The 14,436-nt window shown below is 45.9% G+C and carries 13 protein-coding genes; 8 read left to right on the top strand and 5 right to left on the bottom strand.

All coding sequences use genetic code 11. From position 1 onward, the window contains the following. Nucleotides 1–393 precede the first annotated feature (393 nt). Both IEY18_RS03295 and IEY18_RS03290 read left to right on the top strand, forming a co-directional pair. Nucleotides 394–756, top strand: a complete 363-nt coding sequence (locus IEY18_RS03295; protein WP_188917736.1) for a DUF2753 family protein — start codon at nt 394–396, stop codon at nt 754–756. Nucleotides 757–1,054: 298 nt separating this feature from the next. Next, nucleotides 1,055–1,441: a hypothetical protein gene (locus IEY18_RS03290; RefSeq protein ID WP_188917734.1), complete on the top strand. Its 387-nt coding sequence runs from the start codon at nt 1,055–1,057 to the stop codon at nt 1,439–1,441. Between the two features lie 137 nt (nt 1,442–1,578). Here IEY18_RS03290 and IEY18_RS03285 read toward each other — a convergent pair whose 3' ends face one another. Then, the gene (locus tag IEY18_RS03285; RefSeq protein ID WP_188917733.1) at nt 1,579–2,031 is read right to left on the bottom strand and encodes a dCMP deaminase family protein; all 453 of its coding nucleotides are present in this window, start codon (nt 2,029–2,031) and stop codon (nt 1,579–1,581) included. A 341-nt stretch (nt 2,032–2,372) separates the two neighbouring features. On the opposite strand from IEY18_RS03285, the gene IEY18_RS03280 reads away from it, so the two are divergent. The 4 genes from IEY18_RS03280 (at nt 2,373) to IEY18_RS03265 (ending at nt 7,087) form a co-directional block, all read left to right on the top strand. Beyond that, nucleotides 2,373–4,403, top strand: coding sequence for an MFS transporter (locus tag IEY18_RS03280; protein ID WP_188917731.1), 2,031 nt, complete (start codon nt 2,373–2,375; stop codon nt 4,401–4,403). 178 nt (nt 4,404–4,581) lie between these two features. After that, entirely contained in the window at nt 4,582–5,145 is a 564-nt protein-coding gene (locus tag IEY18_RS03275; RefSeq protein WP_373290709.1) for a hypothetical protein, read from the top strand. A gap of 81 nt (nt 5,146–5,226) precedes the next feature. Beyond that, nucleotides 5,227–6,105: a helix-turn-helix domain-containing protein gene (locus IEY18_RS03270; RefSeq protein WP_188917728.1), complete on the top strand. Its 879-nt coding sequence runs from the start codon at nt 5,227–5,229 to the stop codon at nt 6,103–6,105. A 118-nt stretch (nt 6,106–6,223) separates the two neighbouring features. After that, on the top strand, nt 6,224–7,087 hold the full coding sequence (locus IEY18_RS03265; protein WP_229779706.1) for a nuclear transport factor 2 family protein: 864 nt from the start codon (nt 6,224–6,226) through the stop codon (nt 7,085–7,087). Between the two features lie 216 nt (nt 7,088–7,303). Here IEY18_RS03265 and IEY18_RS03260 read toward each other — a convergent pair whose 3' ends face one another. Together IEY18_RS03260 and IEY18_RS03255 are read right to left on the bottom strand one after the other, a co-directional pair. Beyond that, entirely contained in the window at nt 7,304–8,362 is a 1,059-nt protein-coding gene (locus IEY18_RS03260) for an alcohol dehydrogenase family protein (protein ID WP_188917726.1), read from the bottom strand. Nucleotide 8,363: 1 nt separating this feature from the next. Further along, complete coding sequence (locus IEY18_RS03255) at nt 8,364–8,879, bottom strand: TetR/AcrR family transcriptional regulator (protein ID WP_188917724.1); 516 nt, start codon at nt 8,877–8,879, stop codon at nt 8,364–8,366. 298 nt (nt 8,880–9,177) lie between these two features. Here IEY18_RS03255 and IEY18_RS03250 point away from each other — a divergent pair, with 298 nt between their 5' ends. Continuing rightward, nucleotides 9,178–11,658 carry an alpha/beta hydrolase family protein gene (locus IEY18_RS03250; protein ID WP_188917722.1) on the top strand — a complete coding sequence of 827 codons (2,481 nt, stop codon included), beginning with the start codon at nt 9,178–9,180 and terminating at the stop codon, nt 11,656–11,658. Nucleotides 11,659–11,714: 56 nt separating this feature from the next. Here IEY18_RS03250 and IEY18_RS03245 read toward each other — a convergent pair whose 3' ends face one another. Beyond that, nucleotides 11,715–12,533, bottom strand: a complete 819-nt coding sequence (locus IEY18_RS03245) for a hypothetical protein (RefSeq protein WP_188917720.1) — start codon at nt 12,531–12,533, stop codon at nt 11,715–11,717. Between the two features lie 261 nt (nt 12,534–12,794). Continuing rightward, nucleotides 12,795–13,691, bottom strand: a complete 897-nt coding sequence (locus tag IEY18_RS03240) for an AraC family transcriptional regulator (RefSeq protein ID WP_188917718.1) — start codon at nt 13,689–13,691, stop codon at nt 12,795–12,797. Between the two features lie 192 nt (nt 13,692–13,883). On the opposite strand from IEY18_RS03240, the gene IEY18_RS03235 reads away from it, so the two are divergent. After that, entirely contained in the window at nt 13,884–14,261 is a 378-nt protein-coding gene (locus IEY18_RS03235) for a hypothetical protein (protein WP_188917716.1), read from the top strand. Nucleotides 14,262–14,436: the final 175 nt, after the last annotated feature.

Here is a 14,436-nt window from a genome sequence, read left to right as displayed (position 1 = left end):
GCAAGCTAACGACCCACCACGGTTAAGCCTTCTGGTTCATCAGTAGTGCTTGAAAATCAAAGGCACTGACCGGTTTACAATAATAATACCCCTGTAATTTATGGCTGCTCTTGCAGTCTACCCATTGCCTCAATGCAATGCGGTTTTCTATCGTTAGCTTCGCCATCCATCAAGGTTGTCTATAGCCGCAACTAACTTGACTACCCTTTGCATCAGAATTAATCACGCTCTTATAAAACAGCATTTTACAAATTGTCACTCCAATATCGAAGTTGCTCTCTTATACCTTATTGCAAATGATTATCATTTGCGTTAGTTTGTTTTTAATCGAAGCTGAGGCATTCATGTCTTACCTTTGCATGTGATTTTTGCGACAGATGGAGGGGTTGTCCGGTGGAAAATAGATACAAAGAAGCAATCTACAGGCTAGAAGATAAGCTGATGGCTGAACCTAAGTGTGTTGAGTCATTAAATGAATGGATTTGCAGTTACCATGCGCTTGCAGACATTTATCAGCAACAGGGTGAAGAAAAGCGTGCAATGAAATGCTTATTGATCCCGCATCAATCGATGTTGTTTATGGCGACCCATGATCAAGGTGATGAAGACAAGCGCTTAATTGCATATAGTGCATTGAAGTTTACCCTGCCTCCAATTATGGCGTTCGCAGAAGAACACCCCTTGTGTGAGGGCTGCATGCAGGTTTTACAGCAGCAATTAGAAGCAATTGAAGCGGAGTCGAATATTTTCCATTAGCCTTATTGAGTTGCGGCGAAGAAGTCGGTTCTAGGTTGCACTTCCATGCGATGGGCTCAATAGGTTTAGGCTGTGGGCTAATCGTTGGCGATGTTGCATCTACTTGTTTTGGAACGCTTGTTTTTGCGAACGATAACGCTCAAAATTGAGTGACAATATTGGATGTAAGGATTGGCGATGAATATTCGCAGCGAGTATTCAAAGTCACGCTTGATATTCATTATCCTAAGCAGAAGCTAGATAAGTTCATGGGTGCATGCGCTAAGCTTGTGACCTTTTTTAAAAGATAAAGGCAAACATGCAACAACAACTCCCCATCACCATCGCCCCTGATGACCAATTTTCCGATGCGTTAAAGCCGCTTGTGGCCGAGTTGGAAATGTGGATCAACTTTCAAGCACTCAAAGCAGATTGGTATAGCAATGAAGATTGCACGCTTTCGTTTGATTTTACTTTGGTGCGGTCATTGGCTGAGAAAACACAAGGCCTCTGTGCAGAAAACTGGGTTGAAGCGTCGGGTTATACGTATCATTTCGAAAGTAGCTGTTTATCGACAATTGCGTTTATTGCGCTGGATGATTTAGTTCATTTAGGCGCAGGAATTGAGCCGGCAATAAAAATGCGCCTGATTAATGTCGCCAATGCCATTGCCCAGCAACATGGCCTTGTGCCCTTAACTGTATAGTGGTTTAACGGTAGTCGTGTGGTTGCTTTATAAAACAGAAGTGTCCGCTTGAACGAACACGCAGCTTGTTGAGTGAATCAACAAGCTTAGCATGGGCGTGCTGGAGTTAGCCTGCGGTTCCAATTTCGATTTGGGCTTTATTCTTGTGTGCTAGATGTGTCAACCTGCATCCAGTCGACACTGACACCTGCTTGTTCAAACATATCTTCACTGACTTTAATCTTGTCTCCCCAGCGAGACAAAAAATCTTCGTTGGGTTGTGGGCTATGTACTGCACGTAAACCGGTCTGGATGATCTTGGCAGCGCAGTTGGGGCAAGGGAAGTGGGTGACCCATATTTCACAGCTACTGAGATCTCGTTTGGCATGAAGAATGGCGTTTTCTTCTGCATGGAGTGTTTTGAGTAGTTTCATTTCGCGATTATCGGTTTCAGCACTATCAGACACACCATGGGGATAGCCATTAAACCCTAACGAGACGATACGGTTGTTTTCAGTGATTACTGCGCCAACTTGGGTCGAGGGATCTTTACTCCAAGATGCTACGAGTTCGGCCATTTGTAAAAATCGGATTGCCCATTTTGTCATCATCTAATTGGAAACCTTATGCTCTATTTATCACGTCATTAAGGCGCTATTCTCTATGGTGAACAATGATAAATCAACCTCAAATTGTTGAAGTAACCGAGCGTGTCCCGTTAAAAACATTGTGCTGTTTTGTTTGGGGTTGTGCAGATCTTCGGTAGCAGGGCAGCTGCCTGTTTATTGCGATGTTCCGCGGGTTATATTTGGACTTTGTTTGTGAAATCAGGTATAGATCGCGCACGAATTTATGTGTCAGTTTGCATTTGAAAATCCATGGCTGTGAAATGGTATTTATTTGGGCTGACCTTCCTTTTATCTATTTGATTTTGTTAGCTTAGGCTCGGGCTATGTTTACAACGATTAAACCACTTACTCAGCTGTTTTTAAGTTGTTTTGTTTTTATGGCGGGGAGTGGGCTTGTCAACTTGCTGATCCCGCTTCGGTTATCCGGTGAGTCAATCGGTACCGATAAAATCGGTATGGTTATCGCTATCTATTCCGTTGGCTATTTGCTTGGGGCGAGCTATTCGAAAAAAATATTAAGCCGGGTGGGGCATATTCGTACCTTCTCGTTATGCGGGAGCTTAATGTCTTTTGCCATCTTGATTTGTGCCATCAATATGGACTTATGGGTATGGGCGTTGATGCGTTTAATGATGGGATTTGCCGTCGCGATAGTTATCGCAACATTTGACGGCTGGCTGAGTCAGGTTGCGACGCAAGAAAACCGTGGCAGATTGCTCGCTTTTAACCAGATTATTGTATTTGGTGCGATTTGTATTAGTCAGTTTTTTATTGTGTTTGCGCCGCCATCTGCACCGACTTTATTCATTCTATCAGGCATTTTGTTTTCTATATCCATCGTGCCGCTGGTGGTGAGTCGAATCCATAGCCCAGTGGTAAAGGACTTTGAAAGCCTACCTTTGCGACAAACATTCTCGATTTCTCCTTTGGGTGCGGTGAGTTGCTTGTTTTGTGGTTTGCTCAATGCCAGCTTAATGAACTTACTTCCCTTGTATGCGGGGGCATATGGCGTGGCAGATATGGAGCTTTCTATATTAATGGCTTCTGCTGTTGCCGGTATTATCATGATGCAATTGCCGGTTGGATATTTATCCGATCGCTTTGACCGACGCCGACTAATATTCGCAATCGTGTTGTTGTTGATTGTATTAAGCGTTGCTTTCCCTTTGGCGTTTCAAAATGGTCTGCATCTTGTCGCTTACCTCTTGATCAGTATGATGAGCGGCTTAATTCTTTGCCTTTATCCACTCAGTATTTCAGAGACATTTGATAAAGTTCAGCAAAGCCAGATGCTAGCAGCGATGAGCTCACTGCTTAGTTTCTATGCCCTCGGTAGTATTGTGGGGCCTTATGTTGCGTCGTTGATGATGCAACACATGGGGCCCCAAGGCTTGTTTGTAAATCTTGGCGTACTTGAGTTGCTCTTGTTTGTCTTTGTTGTCTATCGCACGCAAGCACGCGCAAGTTTGCCATTGGAGCAGCAAGAAGCATTTGTTATGAACACGCCAAGCTCTGAAAGTCCGCACCTTGACCCAAGAACTATCTACCAAGAACCTGAGGTGGAGGTCTCTCCGGGGGCTGAGGCTGTCGCTCAATTGGCCACTGAAAACCCAAGCGCGGCGATCGCATTGGCACAGGTGTTAGTAAAAGATGACGAGTCTCAAGCGAAAGAGCTTGCTGCCGCGCTTTCTGATGATGGCCATATTGAAATTACCCAAGTGTACGAATCCATCGTTAAAGAAACGCCACAACAAGATGCTGAACTTGCTAGTAAGCTGATTGCGGAACACCCAGAGCAAATGGAGCCTTTGGTTGAGTACATCATGCAAGATAACCCAGAGAACAGGAACTCAATTTTGTTATCAATTGCAGATGGTTTGCCAAACTTTGGTAGTGCCGCTATTCAAACTGCCGTCGATAATATTGGCGAAGAGCAAACCGATGAGTTAGTTGAATTGACCGAAGAATACTTTAGCCAAGTGAGTGAGCAAGTGACCCAGATGCGCCCTGCTGATCTCGATGCCGAAAATCCAGAGCAGGCGATTGCGGAAGTCTTTCAGCATGTTGTCGACTCGGACTCTCAACAAGTGAAAGATATAGCCCATAGTGCTTCTGAAGCGATGCCCGATGCGTCGAGTATGGTGACCGAGGCCTATGTGCAAAGCCTTGTTCACCAAGAAGACGAGACGAGTGCGCGCCAAGACGAAGTGAATGCAGAGCTTACCGATTATTTGGAACATGTCATTCAGAATCAGCCCGAACTCGCGACAGAAGTCGCGGCCACGATAGTGGATAATGCACCTGAACATGCTGAAGATATTGAAGAGGTATTGCAGGCGTCAAAGGTGGAGTAGCGTTGCCATTTATTGGCGGCAACGTACACTAACGGTTTACCCGCAAGTTCGCTGCAGTATTTATTTTGGCAGCGGTGAAGGCTTGTGGCCAGCATGAGCCCCAGTTTGCTATGCTGCGTAGCATCCAAGGAGAGTCACTATGACCAAAATACCAAATAACTTACTGACGAAAATCGGAATGACCACTGCTGTTGTGATTGGGATGAGTCCGTCGGTAAGCGTGGCAGCCAATGCACAGCAAGTGCAATTTTTTGAGCGGCTAGCCAGTTTATGTGGCAAGGCTTTTGCCGGCCAAGTGGTTTCAACCGATGCTGCTGATGCCAAATTTGCGCAACAGAAGCTGCTGATGCATGTCCGCGAATGCCACGAAACCCAGTTAAAAATTCCCTTCCACGTGGGTGAAGACCGATCTCGCACTTGGGTATTGACCCAAACGGAAGGCGGACTGCGATTAAAGCATGATCATCGACATAAAGATGGCAGCATCGATGCAGTGACCATGTATGGTGGAGATACGCAAAACGGTGGCACTGCGTCATTACAATCTTTCCCAGTTGATCAGGCTTCGATTGAAAACTTCCTTGCGAATGGCTTGAAGGCATCGATTACCAATACTTGGCAGATGGGGGTTACAGCCCATACGTTTAGTTACCGAATGTTCCGCCAAGGTCGAGATTTTAAAGTCGAGTTTGACCTATCAAAAGAGATGCCTCTTCCTCAAGCACCTTGGGGGCATGAATAGTTCTTGGCTGGCTCGCGCGGGGTTATTTGGACCGACGCTATCCTCTGTTTATGTCCTAAGTGGTGAAGGAATAGGTGACTCATGCAGGTACCGACGATCGGATTCAATTATGAAAAATCTAATGATGCTGAGTTGGAGATTTTTGATTTAGAGACACTTGCACAGCGAGACGTAAGCGCGCACTCGCCGCAGAACCCACATCGAATTACCTTTTTTATGATGGTCTTTATTGAGCGGGGCCAAGGTGTGCATATGGTGGATTTCAAATCGTATCCGTTTGAGTCCGGCAGCATTATTTTTGTGCGTAGAGAGCAAGTTCATGCATTTGATTTTTCTGGGAACCCAGCTGGAAAGGTCATCATCTTTACCCAGGCTTTTTTAGATCAAGTTCATGCCAATATGCGGTTGCCAAATTACACCCCCACACACCTCAATCAAGCTCGTTCCCCAGTGTTACTGCTCGACGAATCAAGCTGTCAAAGTGCAAAAAGCATGATTGAGGAAGTCTTAAAAGAGGTTTCTCGTGAGCGCCGAGATCCGCTCATCGTCATGTACCTATTTTGCTCTTTTTCGTTGATGTTACACCGCCTACGTCCTGAAGAGCGCCATGATCTGCTATCACAGGAGCAAAGCGTTAAGCTGGCTAACTTCTTTGATTTGCTGCAAGTCAATTATGAGCGTATTCGAGATGCAAACTGGTACGCGACGCAAATTGGCACTACGTACAAAACGTTGAATATCATTTGTAAGCTCGCCACCGATCTGACGGCGAAGCAGATGATCGATGCATTTGTCACGATTGAAATGAAACGCCGCTTGGTGGTTGGGCGAGTCGCAACCCAGCAGATTGCTTTCGATTTTGGTTTTGAAGATGCTAGCAACTTTGTGAAGTACTTTAAAAATCAAACCCAAATGACACCCAGCCAATTTCAAAAACAGTTTGAGAACGTACAACTTTAAAGGCATTTAGGCGCTATTTACCCCTGAAGTTCGATATTGACCATTTTCCGACTCACTTTGACAAAGACTGCTGTTTGATTCGTTTCTATGATTGTCCGCAAGCAAATCAGAGGACAACATGATGAACAAGCATACTCGCAAAATCGCAGCCGCAATTGTGGCGACAACAGCACTCGGGGCCTCCGCAATCGCGCATGCCGAGCCCTTAACCAATCGGGACAAAGCCGTAGCGGTTATTTCCAGTATTGAAACGGGTGATCCCCTTGCCGTGTCATATATAAATCCAGAGCACTATGTTCAGCACAATTTAGCCGTAGCGGATGGTTTGGCTGGCTTTGCTGCCGTATTACAACAACTCCCTAAGGGAAGTGCTAAGGCCCAAGTTAAACGCACGATTCAAGATGGTGAGTATGTGGCTCTCCATACTGAATATAACTTTTTTGGTGAGCAAGCTGGGTTTGATATTTTCCGTTTTGAAGAAGGATTGATCGTCGAGCATTGGGATAATTTGCAGCCAGTTGCTGCGCCAAATCCAAGTGGGCGAACGCAATTTGATGGTGCCACAGAGGTGACTGACTTGGAAAAAACGGCAGCCAATAAAAGCCTAGTGAGCGAGTTTGTGCAGACGATTTTGATCCAAGGGAAGATGGCGGAGATTGGGCGCTTTATTGGTGATAAAGAGCACGACTATATTCAACACAATGTTGCGGTTGCCGATGGTTTGCAAGGTTTAGGTGTTGCATTGAAGGCGCTTGCTGAAGCGGGGATGCCGATGGTGTACCAACAAAATCACTTGGTGATTGGCGAGGGCAATTTTGTGTTGTCGGTGAGTGAAGGCCAGTTTATGCAGCAGCATGTCGCTTTTTACGATCTGTTTCGCTTAGAACAGGGAAAAATTGTAGAGCATTGGGACACCATTGAGACGATTTTACCAAAGTCAGAGTCAAAAAATGATAATGGCAAGTTTGGCTTTAAACGCTAAATATTAGCAAAACTCTTTGATCATCCTGGGTCGGCGTTATTGTTGAATGTTCGACCCTACCGGCACGTCATGCTGCTCAAAAGCGCAGAGGAAGAAATGGGCAACAGTGTCGTCAGTGATCGCAAGCGTCTTATATAAACCGGAGGATCGATTCGTTGATCCTCGTTTATGATTCAAGTGCGAAAGCCGATCCTGCTGCGCGCTTCACGGTAGAGGTTAAGTTGCATGCTTGACCGTAAGTACCATTTTGCCAACATAAGCTTTTTGTTGAAAAGTCTGTTGCGCCAGTTTGATCTCTTCAAGTGCGAAAGTTTTAGCAATTAAAGGTTTAACATGACCTTGTTCAATATGTTGTATCAGGTGACCGAAAACTTCAGGTTCTAAGACGGTGCAGCCAAAGAAGCTTAAATCTTTGAGATACAAGGTGCGCACATCTAGCGTCACCATTTCGCCGCCGATAGCACCCGCAACTGCATAACGGCCTTTGGGTTTGAGTACGTCTAAAAATTGTGACCATTGCGCTCCAGCAACCAAATCAATCACGACATCGACACTATTCTTTTGTAGGGTGTTCACAAGGTTGTGGTTTCTGTCTATGGCTCGGTCTGCTCCAAGTTCGAGTAAGCTTGATGCTTTACTTGGGCTGGTGATTGCCGTGACCTGTGCGCCACGAGCTTTCGCTAATTGAATCGCAGCAGAGCCGACGCCCCCGGATGCGCCAGAAATTAAAACATGATCGTCTTGGGTCACCGCCGCTCTAGTTAACAGGTTTTCAGCTGTTGAATATGAGCAGGGAAATGAAGCCAGTTCTGCATCGCTCAATGAAGATTGTACAGAGTACGCGTGTTTGGCTGACACGACGGTATATTCTGCAAAACCGCCATTGCATTCGGAACCGAAATACCAAGGTGGGTTCATGGTCGTACCGTTGACATCGCTCAAACATGGCTCGATTAAGACGCGCTCCCCGATTCGAGCGGTGTCGACGGCTTTGCCTACAGCGACAATTTCGCCACAAACATCTGCGCCTTGAATGAGTGGGAGCTTGAGGGCGTGCCCATTCCAGCTGGCATCTTCACACTGATGATCCCCTTTTGAATACCAAGCGAGTCGGGTATTGATGTCTGTATTATTGATACCAGCGGCAGAGACACGGATTAACACTTCATGTTCCCTTGGGATAGGCATTTTGAGGTCTTCTCGGTACTCAAGCATTTCGATGTCACCGTGGCCGATGAGCTGTACACCTTTCATTGTGGTGGGGATGTTGGACATGTCAGCCTTCTTTAAATAGCGATGAAATGGTTTGTTTGGCTGCGTCTGTTGCTTGCTCGCCGAGTAAAGGCCAAGTGCAAGAGACACTCTCATGGAGTAGAAACAATTGGGTGGCGAGACCTGTCCGTAAACTCTGCTCGCCTAAAAAATTGCGTACGGCTTCTTTATGTTGTTGAACCGTTTGCAGAATAAGCTTGTGTTCTGGAAAGGCTGCGATGGCGTTCATCGACATACATCCATTCGGCGCAAAGTCATTCATCCATTGATTGAGCTGGCTAAAGATATGTAACACAGCATCTGTTCCTGCGGATGGAGAATCTTCTAACAGGAAGCGTAGATAGCGTTGGTGGCGATGCTCTAGGGCTGCCACGATCATGGCTTCTTTTGATGGATAATGCTTATACAGGGTTCTTAGGCTAACGCCGCAAGCGTTTTTGAGCTGTGCGACGCTAGGCTCTGCAAAGCCAAGTTCGCTAAATGCTTGCTCTAAACTTTCGGCAATTTGTTTTTTTAACATGTTTTTATTAATGAACCCTAACTAAAGTCGTGCTGTGAATCCTTGGCTTTTCTCAATTGGCGAGCCTTGAAAACCAGCAGTTGTGCCTGCAGGGTAGAGGGTTCGTTCTACCCTGTCAATTTTATTCCCTTGCTCTAACGTTTCTTTACACTTTTATCGGTGTTCTCCATTGGCGTGGGAGTCAAAACCGGATGCATTCATTGATCATTTTTGTCACACTGTGTGCCATAAAAGTTTCCGATAACCATCAGATAACCACCGCCAAAAATCGATACAAATAACTAAAAAAGGATGCTTCATGAAAGCTTTCACTCTGGGTGCGCTAGGTTTTGCTATCGCGATTAGTGGCGTCGCGCATGCCGCCGACATAGATCTTGACCATATTCAGCGTTTAGGACCGGTTCAATCGCCTATTGCGGCACCATTATCATCAAGTGCACATGCAGATACATTGCGAGCCAATGTGGTCGCGAATCTAGCCGGTAATCTTGGGCAGAAGCCGGCGGATTCCGTGCAAGTATTTTCGCAAAAGCTGCGCTGGGAAGACGCCAGTAAAAGCACAGAAGGTCAGGGCTGGTTGGCTTATCGACTCCCAGTTTCAACGACCCGCTTTACACAAGGCACGTTAACGGTGAAGGGACTCGACAACCCACAAGTCTATGTAAATGGTGAGTTGATTAAATCTGATAAAGAAGTGAGTTTAACGCTTGCTACGGGTGATTATCAGGTTTTGGTGCTTGCCGATGGGCTCAAAGGTGCCGAGACACCATTTGCGCTAGATTGGCAGGGTAAAACTGAGGTTGATCAACTGGATTTCAGCCCACAAAAAACTCAACGCTTGTCCGCGCAACAACTCTATGATGCCAAGGTGATTAATCGCCTAGACCTGTCGCCCAATGGCAAATATTTACTCCAGTCCACCATTGAATATCAATCTAGCCAAGGGGATAAGCCGGTTCAGGTGACTGAGCTACGGAAGGTGGCAGACAACAGCGTGATCTATCGCTGGCAAGATCATCGTCCAAGCCACCCTACGTGGTCGAGTGATAGCAAGCAACTCGCATTTGTCGCGAGCAAACAGATTCAATTATTTAATGTGGCAGATTTATCAATTCAAGTGGTTGCTCATGATATCGAACAGGTGTCGGGTCTGCATTGGTATGGCGATAGTTTATTACTGAACTGGACTAAACCATTTAAAGCCGATGAAAAAGCAACGTCTAAGCGCTTTCAAGCATTGCAGGACCGTTGGAGTTATTGGCGTAATCAAAGTCAAATTTTTCAACTCGACGTGGCGTCAGGTTTTATGCGCCAGTTGACGGATAGCAAATTAAGTAGTGACTTTTTAGATAGCAATCTAAACCAAGGCAAGCTATTGCTGACGCGTTCACCTGTCGATTATGCCGAGCCAGCCCATGGGATCACCCAGTTGATTGAATTGGACGTCAAAGACTTAAAAGAAACCTTGATCGGTGAGTACCGCACTTTTAGTGGCGCACTGTATGCGGGTGATGGCATGTATATCACTGCTGGCCCTCGTTTTCATGGTGGGATTGGCATTCAAGATACAAGCATTGAAGTGAATGACTATGATGGCCAGCTGTATTGGCGTGATAACAAGGGCAATCTGACTCCTTTAAGCAAGGGTTTCGACCCAGCGATTACAGGGATGACCAAGCTTAAAAATGACGACTTGGTTTTGACTGTGAAAGATGAGGACCGTGCACCATTGTATCTGTTTGATAAAAGCAAAAAGCGCTTCAAGAAGTTAGAAACTGGCGTGGATATGGTAAACAGCTTTGGCGTCGCGGTTGACCAATCTAAACCTACTTTGGTGTTTGCTGGAACCTCGGCAACCGTGCCACAGAAAGCCTATAAAATGACACTTAATTCAAGCCGCAAACAGCTGTTGTTTGATAGTCAAAAACAAAGCTATGCCAACACTCGAATGGGTGAAATCCAAGATTTTGACTTTGTTAATCAGCATGGCCATAACATTGATGGCCGCGTGTATTTGCCTGCGGACTTTGATGCCAATAAGAAATACCCTGCGCTTGTGTACTATTACGGCGGAACCTCCTCGGTAGGGCGACATTTTACCGGCCGCTGGCCATTTAACTTATGGGCGGCGCAAGGCTATGTGGTTTACGTACTGCAACCGAACGGTGCCACCGGATATGGCCAAGCGTTCAGTGGTCGCCATGTTAACGCATGGGGTAAATATAGTGCGGACGATATTATTGAAGGAACGAAAGCTTTTTTGAATGCCCATAGTTTTGTTGACCCCGAGCGAGTTGGAAATATGGGGGCGTCTTATGGTGGCTTTATGACCATGTATTTGGCAACGCAAACCGATATATTTGCCGCGTCAATGTCCCATGCAGGGATTAGTAATCTCTCTGCATATTGGGGCCATGGCTGGTGGGGCTATGGATACTCTGGTGTGGCGAGTCGCGGCAGTTTCCCTTGGAATAACCCTGAACTATACGTTCAGCAAAGTCCGCTTTATCAAGCCGATAAAATAACGACACCGCTGTTACTCATCCACGGTAATGCCGATACAAACGTACCGGTTGGTGAGAGCCATTATATGTACACGGCTTTGAAGCTACTCGGAAAAGATGTGGAACTGGTTGAGTTTAATAATCAAGATCATCACATCAATACGCGCCTAGCTCGATTTGATTGGTGGGATACTACGATTGCGTGGTTTGATTTGAAATTGAAAAACCAACCTGAGTGGTGGAATAAGCTGTATCCAGAGACCGAAGCACAATAATTCCTGTTTCAGTGGATTTGATGTGAGTGCAAGTTTCTGTTGGAAAAGAGCGAGCCTTAGGGCTCGCTTTTTTGTGGCTGTGGCTGTGGCTGTGGCTGTGGTTTAGGTTTGGAAGTTCCTTGCATGTTTTGGATGCGTTTTTGTATCGCAAGCTTTAGATCGGTTAGATCTGTCTTACCATCACAGCGAAATGGGTAGCCTAAGTTCTCGGCGTTAGGGTTAATTGGCGTTGGGTTTTTAACGATGCGATAGCAGGTATTCCCTTGTTTTATGATGCGGTTTGGGTCAACTGCTGAATCAAAACTACGGCTTGCTTGCCATTGATCGCGCTTGGGCAAATCTAAAAAGATGACTTCACCATCCATTTCACTCAATGAGCGATTTTGAGTGTACTGATTTGATGCCATATTACTGATGCTTGCAATGGCTCGCTCTCGCTGCTTTTGTAAGTAACTTTTTGTAAATCGACGGGTATTTCTAACGGGAAGCGCTTGAGGCTCTTCTGCCTCTTTGGTGCTGACTTGCTTCTTGAGTTGCACATTTAGCGACGCTTCAGATGTCACGGGTTTCTGCTCAAGTTTGCGCTGCTGAATTGTCGGTTTTGTTTGTATCTGTTTCTGGGGTTTGATTTTTGGCGTAGCCTTTAACCCTTGTGCGCGTTTATCGTTGTGCTTTGGTTGCGGAATATAGAGAAAAGCTTGAAGTTTGGCCGCAGATTTTTGGGGATGTTCGACTCGGTTCTTGGCCTGTGGTTGCCACAGCTGTTGCAGCAACATCAGCACAAGCGCATGCGCGAGTGTAACCACAGTGAATATCGCGATTTGTGCAGGCCATGACTTTTTCTTAGCGAAGGTTTGATGAAAGCCTCGCTGCATATCACTCGTGATTACCAATGATGTGTCTCTGTGTGGTTAGGCCGCAATGGGTCATAATTGTTGTAGCGATGCTGCCCAGGTTTGTTCTCGACATCGATGTTGATGGTTGGATGGGGTTTTATGCGCAAAGTTCACAATAAAGATCATTTTCAGTCGCGTTTGGGGCGGTTGCCATCACTGTTGCATGGGAAACCGTATTGAAAACGGAACCGTATTTAACCGTGAATTGGGCTAAAAATAGAGGGCACGAAAGGGGAAGGTCTAAGTGGCTCGCGTTGCACCAGGGCCGAAACCAAAGTGGCGTTTATATGCTTTAGCAAAACTGATGTCACTTTGATAGCCGCAAGCCAAAGCAGCTTTGAGTACAGAGTCCCCTTGTTTGAGTTGTTTATAAGCTAGGTTCAGCCGCTGTTGTGTTAAGTATTCGATGGGCGAGGTCGCGAAATACTTCTTAAAATGGCTGGCGAAACTTGCACGAGAATAACCGCCGATTTCTGCCATGGTGGCAACAGACCACGGTCGCGCTATATCTTGGTGAATCGCGAGCAACACTTTCGCCATTTTGGGATCGTTTAGCGCACTAAAAAAGCTAAAGTCCTGCTGCGGTTGCTTGGCAAAGTGACGCAGAAGCGTTAGAAAAAAAACTTCGCTGAGCCGACTAATAATGGCTTCAGAACCTTCAAATCCCACTTGTGTCTCATCGATAAGTCCTTGGATTAACCCCGCTATGGCACCTTGTTGCTCTTTAGCACGAATAATGATCGTGTCGGGCAACTGCTGAATCATGGGTTGTGATTTGTCTTCATCGAAGTCGAAGTAGCCACAGAGTAAGCCCGTACTCTGTGTCACTTCCAATGAGCCCATTGGGTACGCAACGAGCGCGGTATTTTGTTTTGCAATGGCCAGTTCTTGGCTAAAGCTAAGAATATGGGAAGCGTCGTGGGGAAAAATCACCATATCCCCTGCGTTGATCGGTGTGCCTTGGTGTTGCTCTGAGTGCAAATAGGCCTTGCCTGAGCTAATTAAATGAAAACTTGCTAAGCCTGTTCCTGAAGTGTCAGTTCCCCAAGCGTCACAGACCTGGGAACGATGAAAAATCGTGGCATGAAGATGGAATTGGTTCAGTAGTTTATTTAAAAGCAAGGTTGAGGTTGCCATTTGAAGCCTGAACAATCAGTAAAGGTAGTTTTGAAGTGTATCGAATTGGGTCTAGATAACAATAGCTTGCCGAGATAAGTTGCAAAGTAGACGCACTGACATAAAGCTTAGATGCCAAGGCATAGTGGGGGATTGGCGGAATTTATATCATTTCCACGTCGAATTGATGTTTCATTATAAAAGGATATGGTTATGAAAAAATTATTACTGAGTGTATTCGCGCTGTCTGCAATGGTGTTTAGTGTTGTATCCACTGCGGCAACGCCAACTAAAAACCAAGATGGTGTGGTTGAGATTTACCTTGAGCAACACGGCGGTCATTTTACGGCGCGTGATACGCTTGCAGGACTCAAACCCGGGAAATACCAGTTTATTATTGAGAACAAGACCAATAAGTTGGTCGGGTTCCAGCTGCAAAATTTCACGACTAAGGCGCAATTGGATATGTTTCCGCTAGAGGTGGGTCAAACCAAACGAACTGATGTCGTAGAAGTAACCGAAGAAGGGGTTCGCTTCCGTTGCCCGATTAACCCAACACCTTGGTATGATATTGACGGTATTCGTGGCTAATTGGGACGAATAAAACCTATTGATATGGCAAGCGCTTAGGCGAATGCCCCCGCCCCTCACTTCACCGTGAGGGTTTTCTTTTACTGCCATCATCTGCATTTCACCTCTGTCTTTGCCGTCCTTCTTGAGCATGGCGCAGGGATTCCCTACAATGGCGCACGATTCATTTATGGCA

Source organism: Shewanella gelidii, from assembly GCF_014647855.1.
GTDB lineage: Bacteria > Pseudomonadota > Gammaproteobacteria > Enterobacterales > Shewanellaceae > Shewanella > Shewanella gelidii.
This window is presented reverse-complemented; position numbering and strand designations above follow the sequence as displayed.

What these genes read in the sequence shown, in the direction of transcription:
- IEY18_RS03290 (WP_188917734.1), top strand. Translation starts at nt 1,055, where the DNA reads ATGCAACAACAACTCCCCATCACCATCGCCCCTGATGACCAATTTTCC.
- IEY18_RS03285 (WP_188917733.1), bottom strand. Translation starts at nt 2,031, where the DNA reads ATGATGACAAAATGGGCAATCCGATTTTTACAAATGGCCGAACTCGTA.
- IEY18_RS03280 (WP_188917731.1), top strand. Translation starts at nt 2,373, where the DNA reads ATGTTTACAACGATTAAACCACTTACTCAGCTGTTTTTAAGTTGTTTT.
- IEY18_RS03275 (WP_373290709.1), top strand. Translation starts at nt 4,582, where the DNA reads ATGACCACTGCTGTTGTGATTGGGATGAGTCCGTCGGTAAGCGTGGCA.
- IEY18_RS03270 (WP_188917728.1), top strand. Translation starts at nt 5,227, where the DNA reads ATGCAGGTACCGACGATCGGATTCAATTATGAAAAATCTAATGATGCT.
- IEY18_RS03265 (WP_229779706.1), top strand. Translation starts at nt 6,224, where the DNA reads ATGATGAACAAGCATACTCGCAAAATCGCAGCCGCAATTGTGGCGACA.
- IEY18_RS03260 (WP_188917726.1), bottom strand. Translation starts at nt 8,362, where the DNA reads ATGTCCAACATCCCCACCACAATGAAAGGTGTACAGCTCATCGGCCAC.
- IEY18_RS03255 (WP_188917724.1), bottom strand. Translation starts at nt 8,879, where the DNA reads ATGTTAAAAAAACAAATTGCCGAAAGTTTAGAGCAAGCATTTAGCGAA.
- IEY18_RS03250 (WP_188917722.1), top strand. Translation starts at nt 9,178, where the DNA reads ATGAAAGCTTTCACTCTGGGTGCGCTAGGTTTTGCTATCGCGATTAGT.
- IEY18_RS03245 (WP_188917720.1), bottom strand. Translation starts at nt 12,533, where the DNA reads ATGCAGCGAGGCTTTCATCAAACCTTCGCTAAGAAAAAGTCATGGCCT.
- IEY18_RS03240 (WP_188917718.1), bottom strand. Translation starts at nt 13,691, where the DNA reads ATGGCAACCTCAACCTTGCTTTTAAATAAACTACTGAACCAATTCCAT.
- IEY18_RS03235 (WP_188917716.1), top strand. Translation starts at nt 13,884, where the DNA reads ATGAAAAAATTATTACTGAGTGTATTCGCGCTGTCTGCAATGGTGTTT.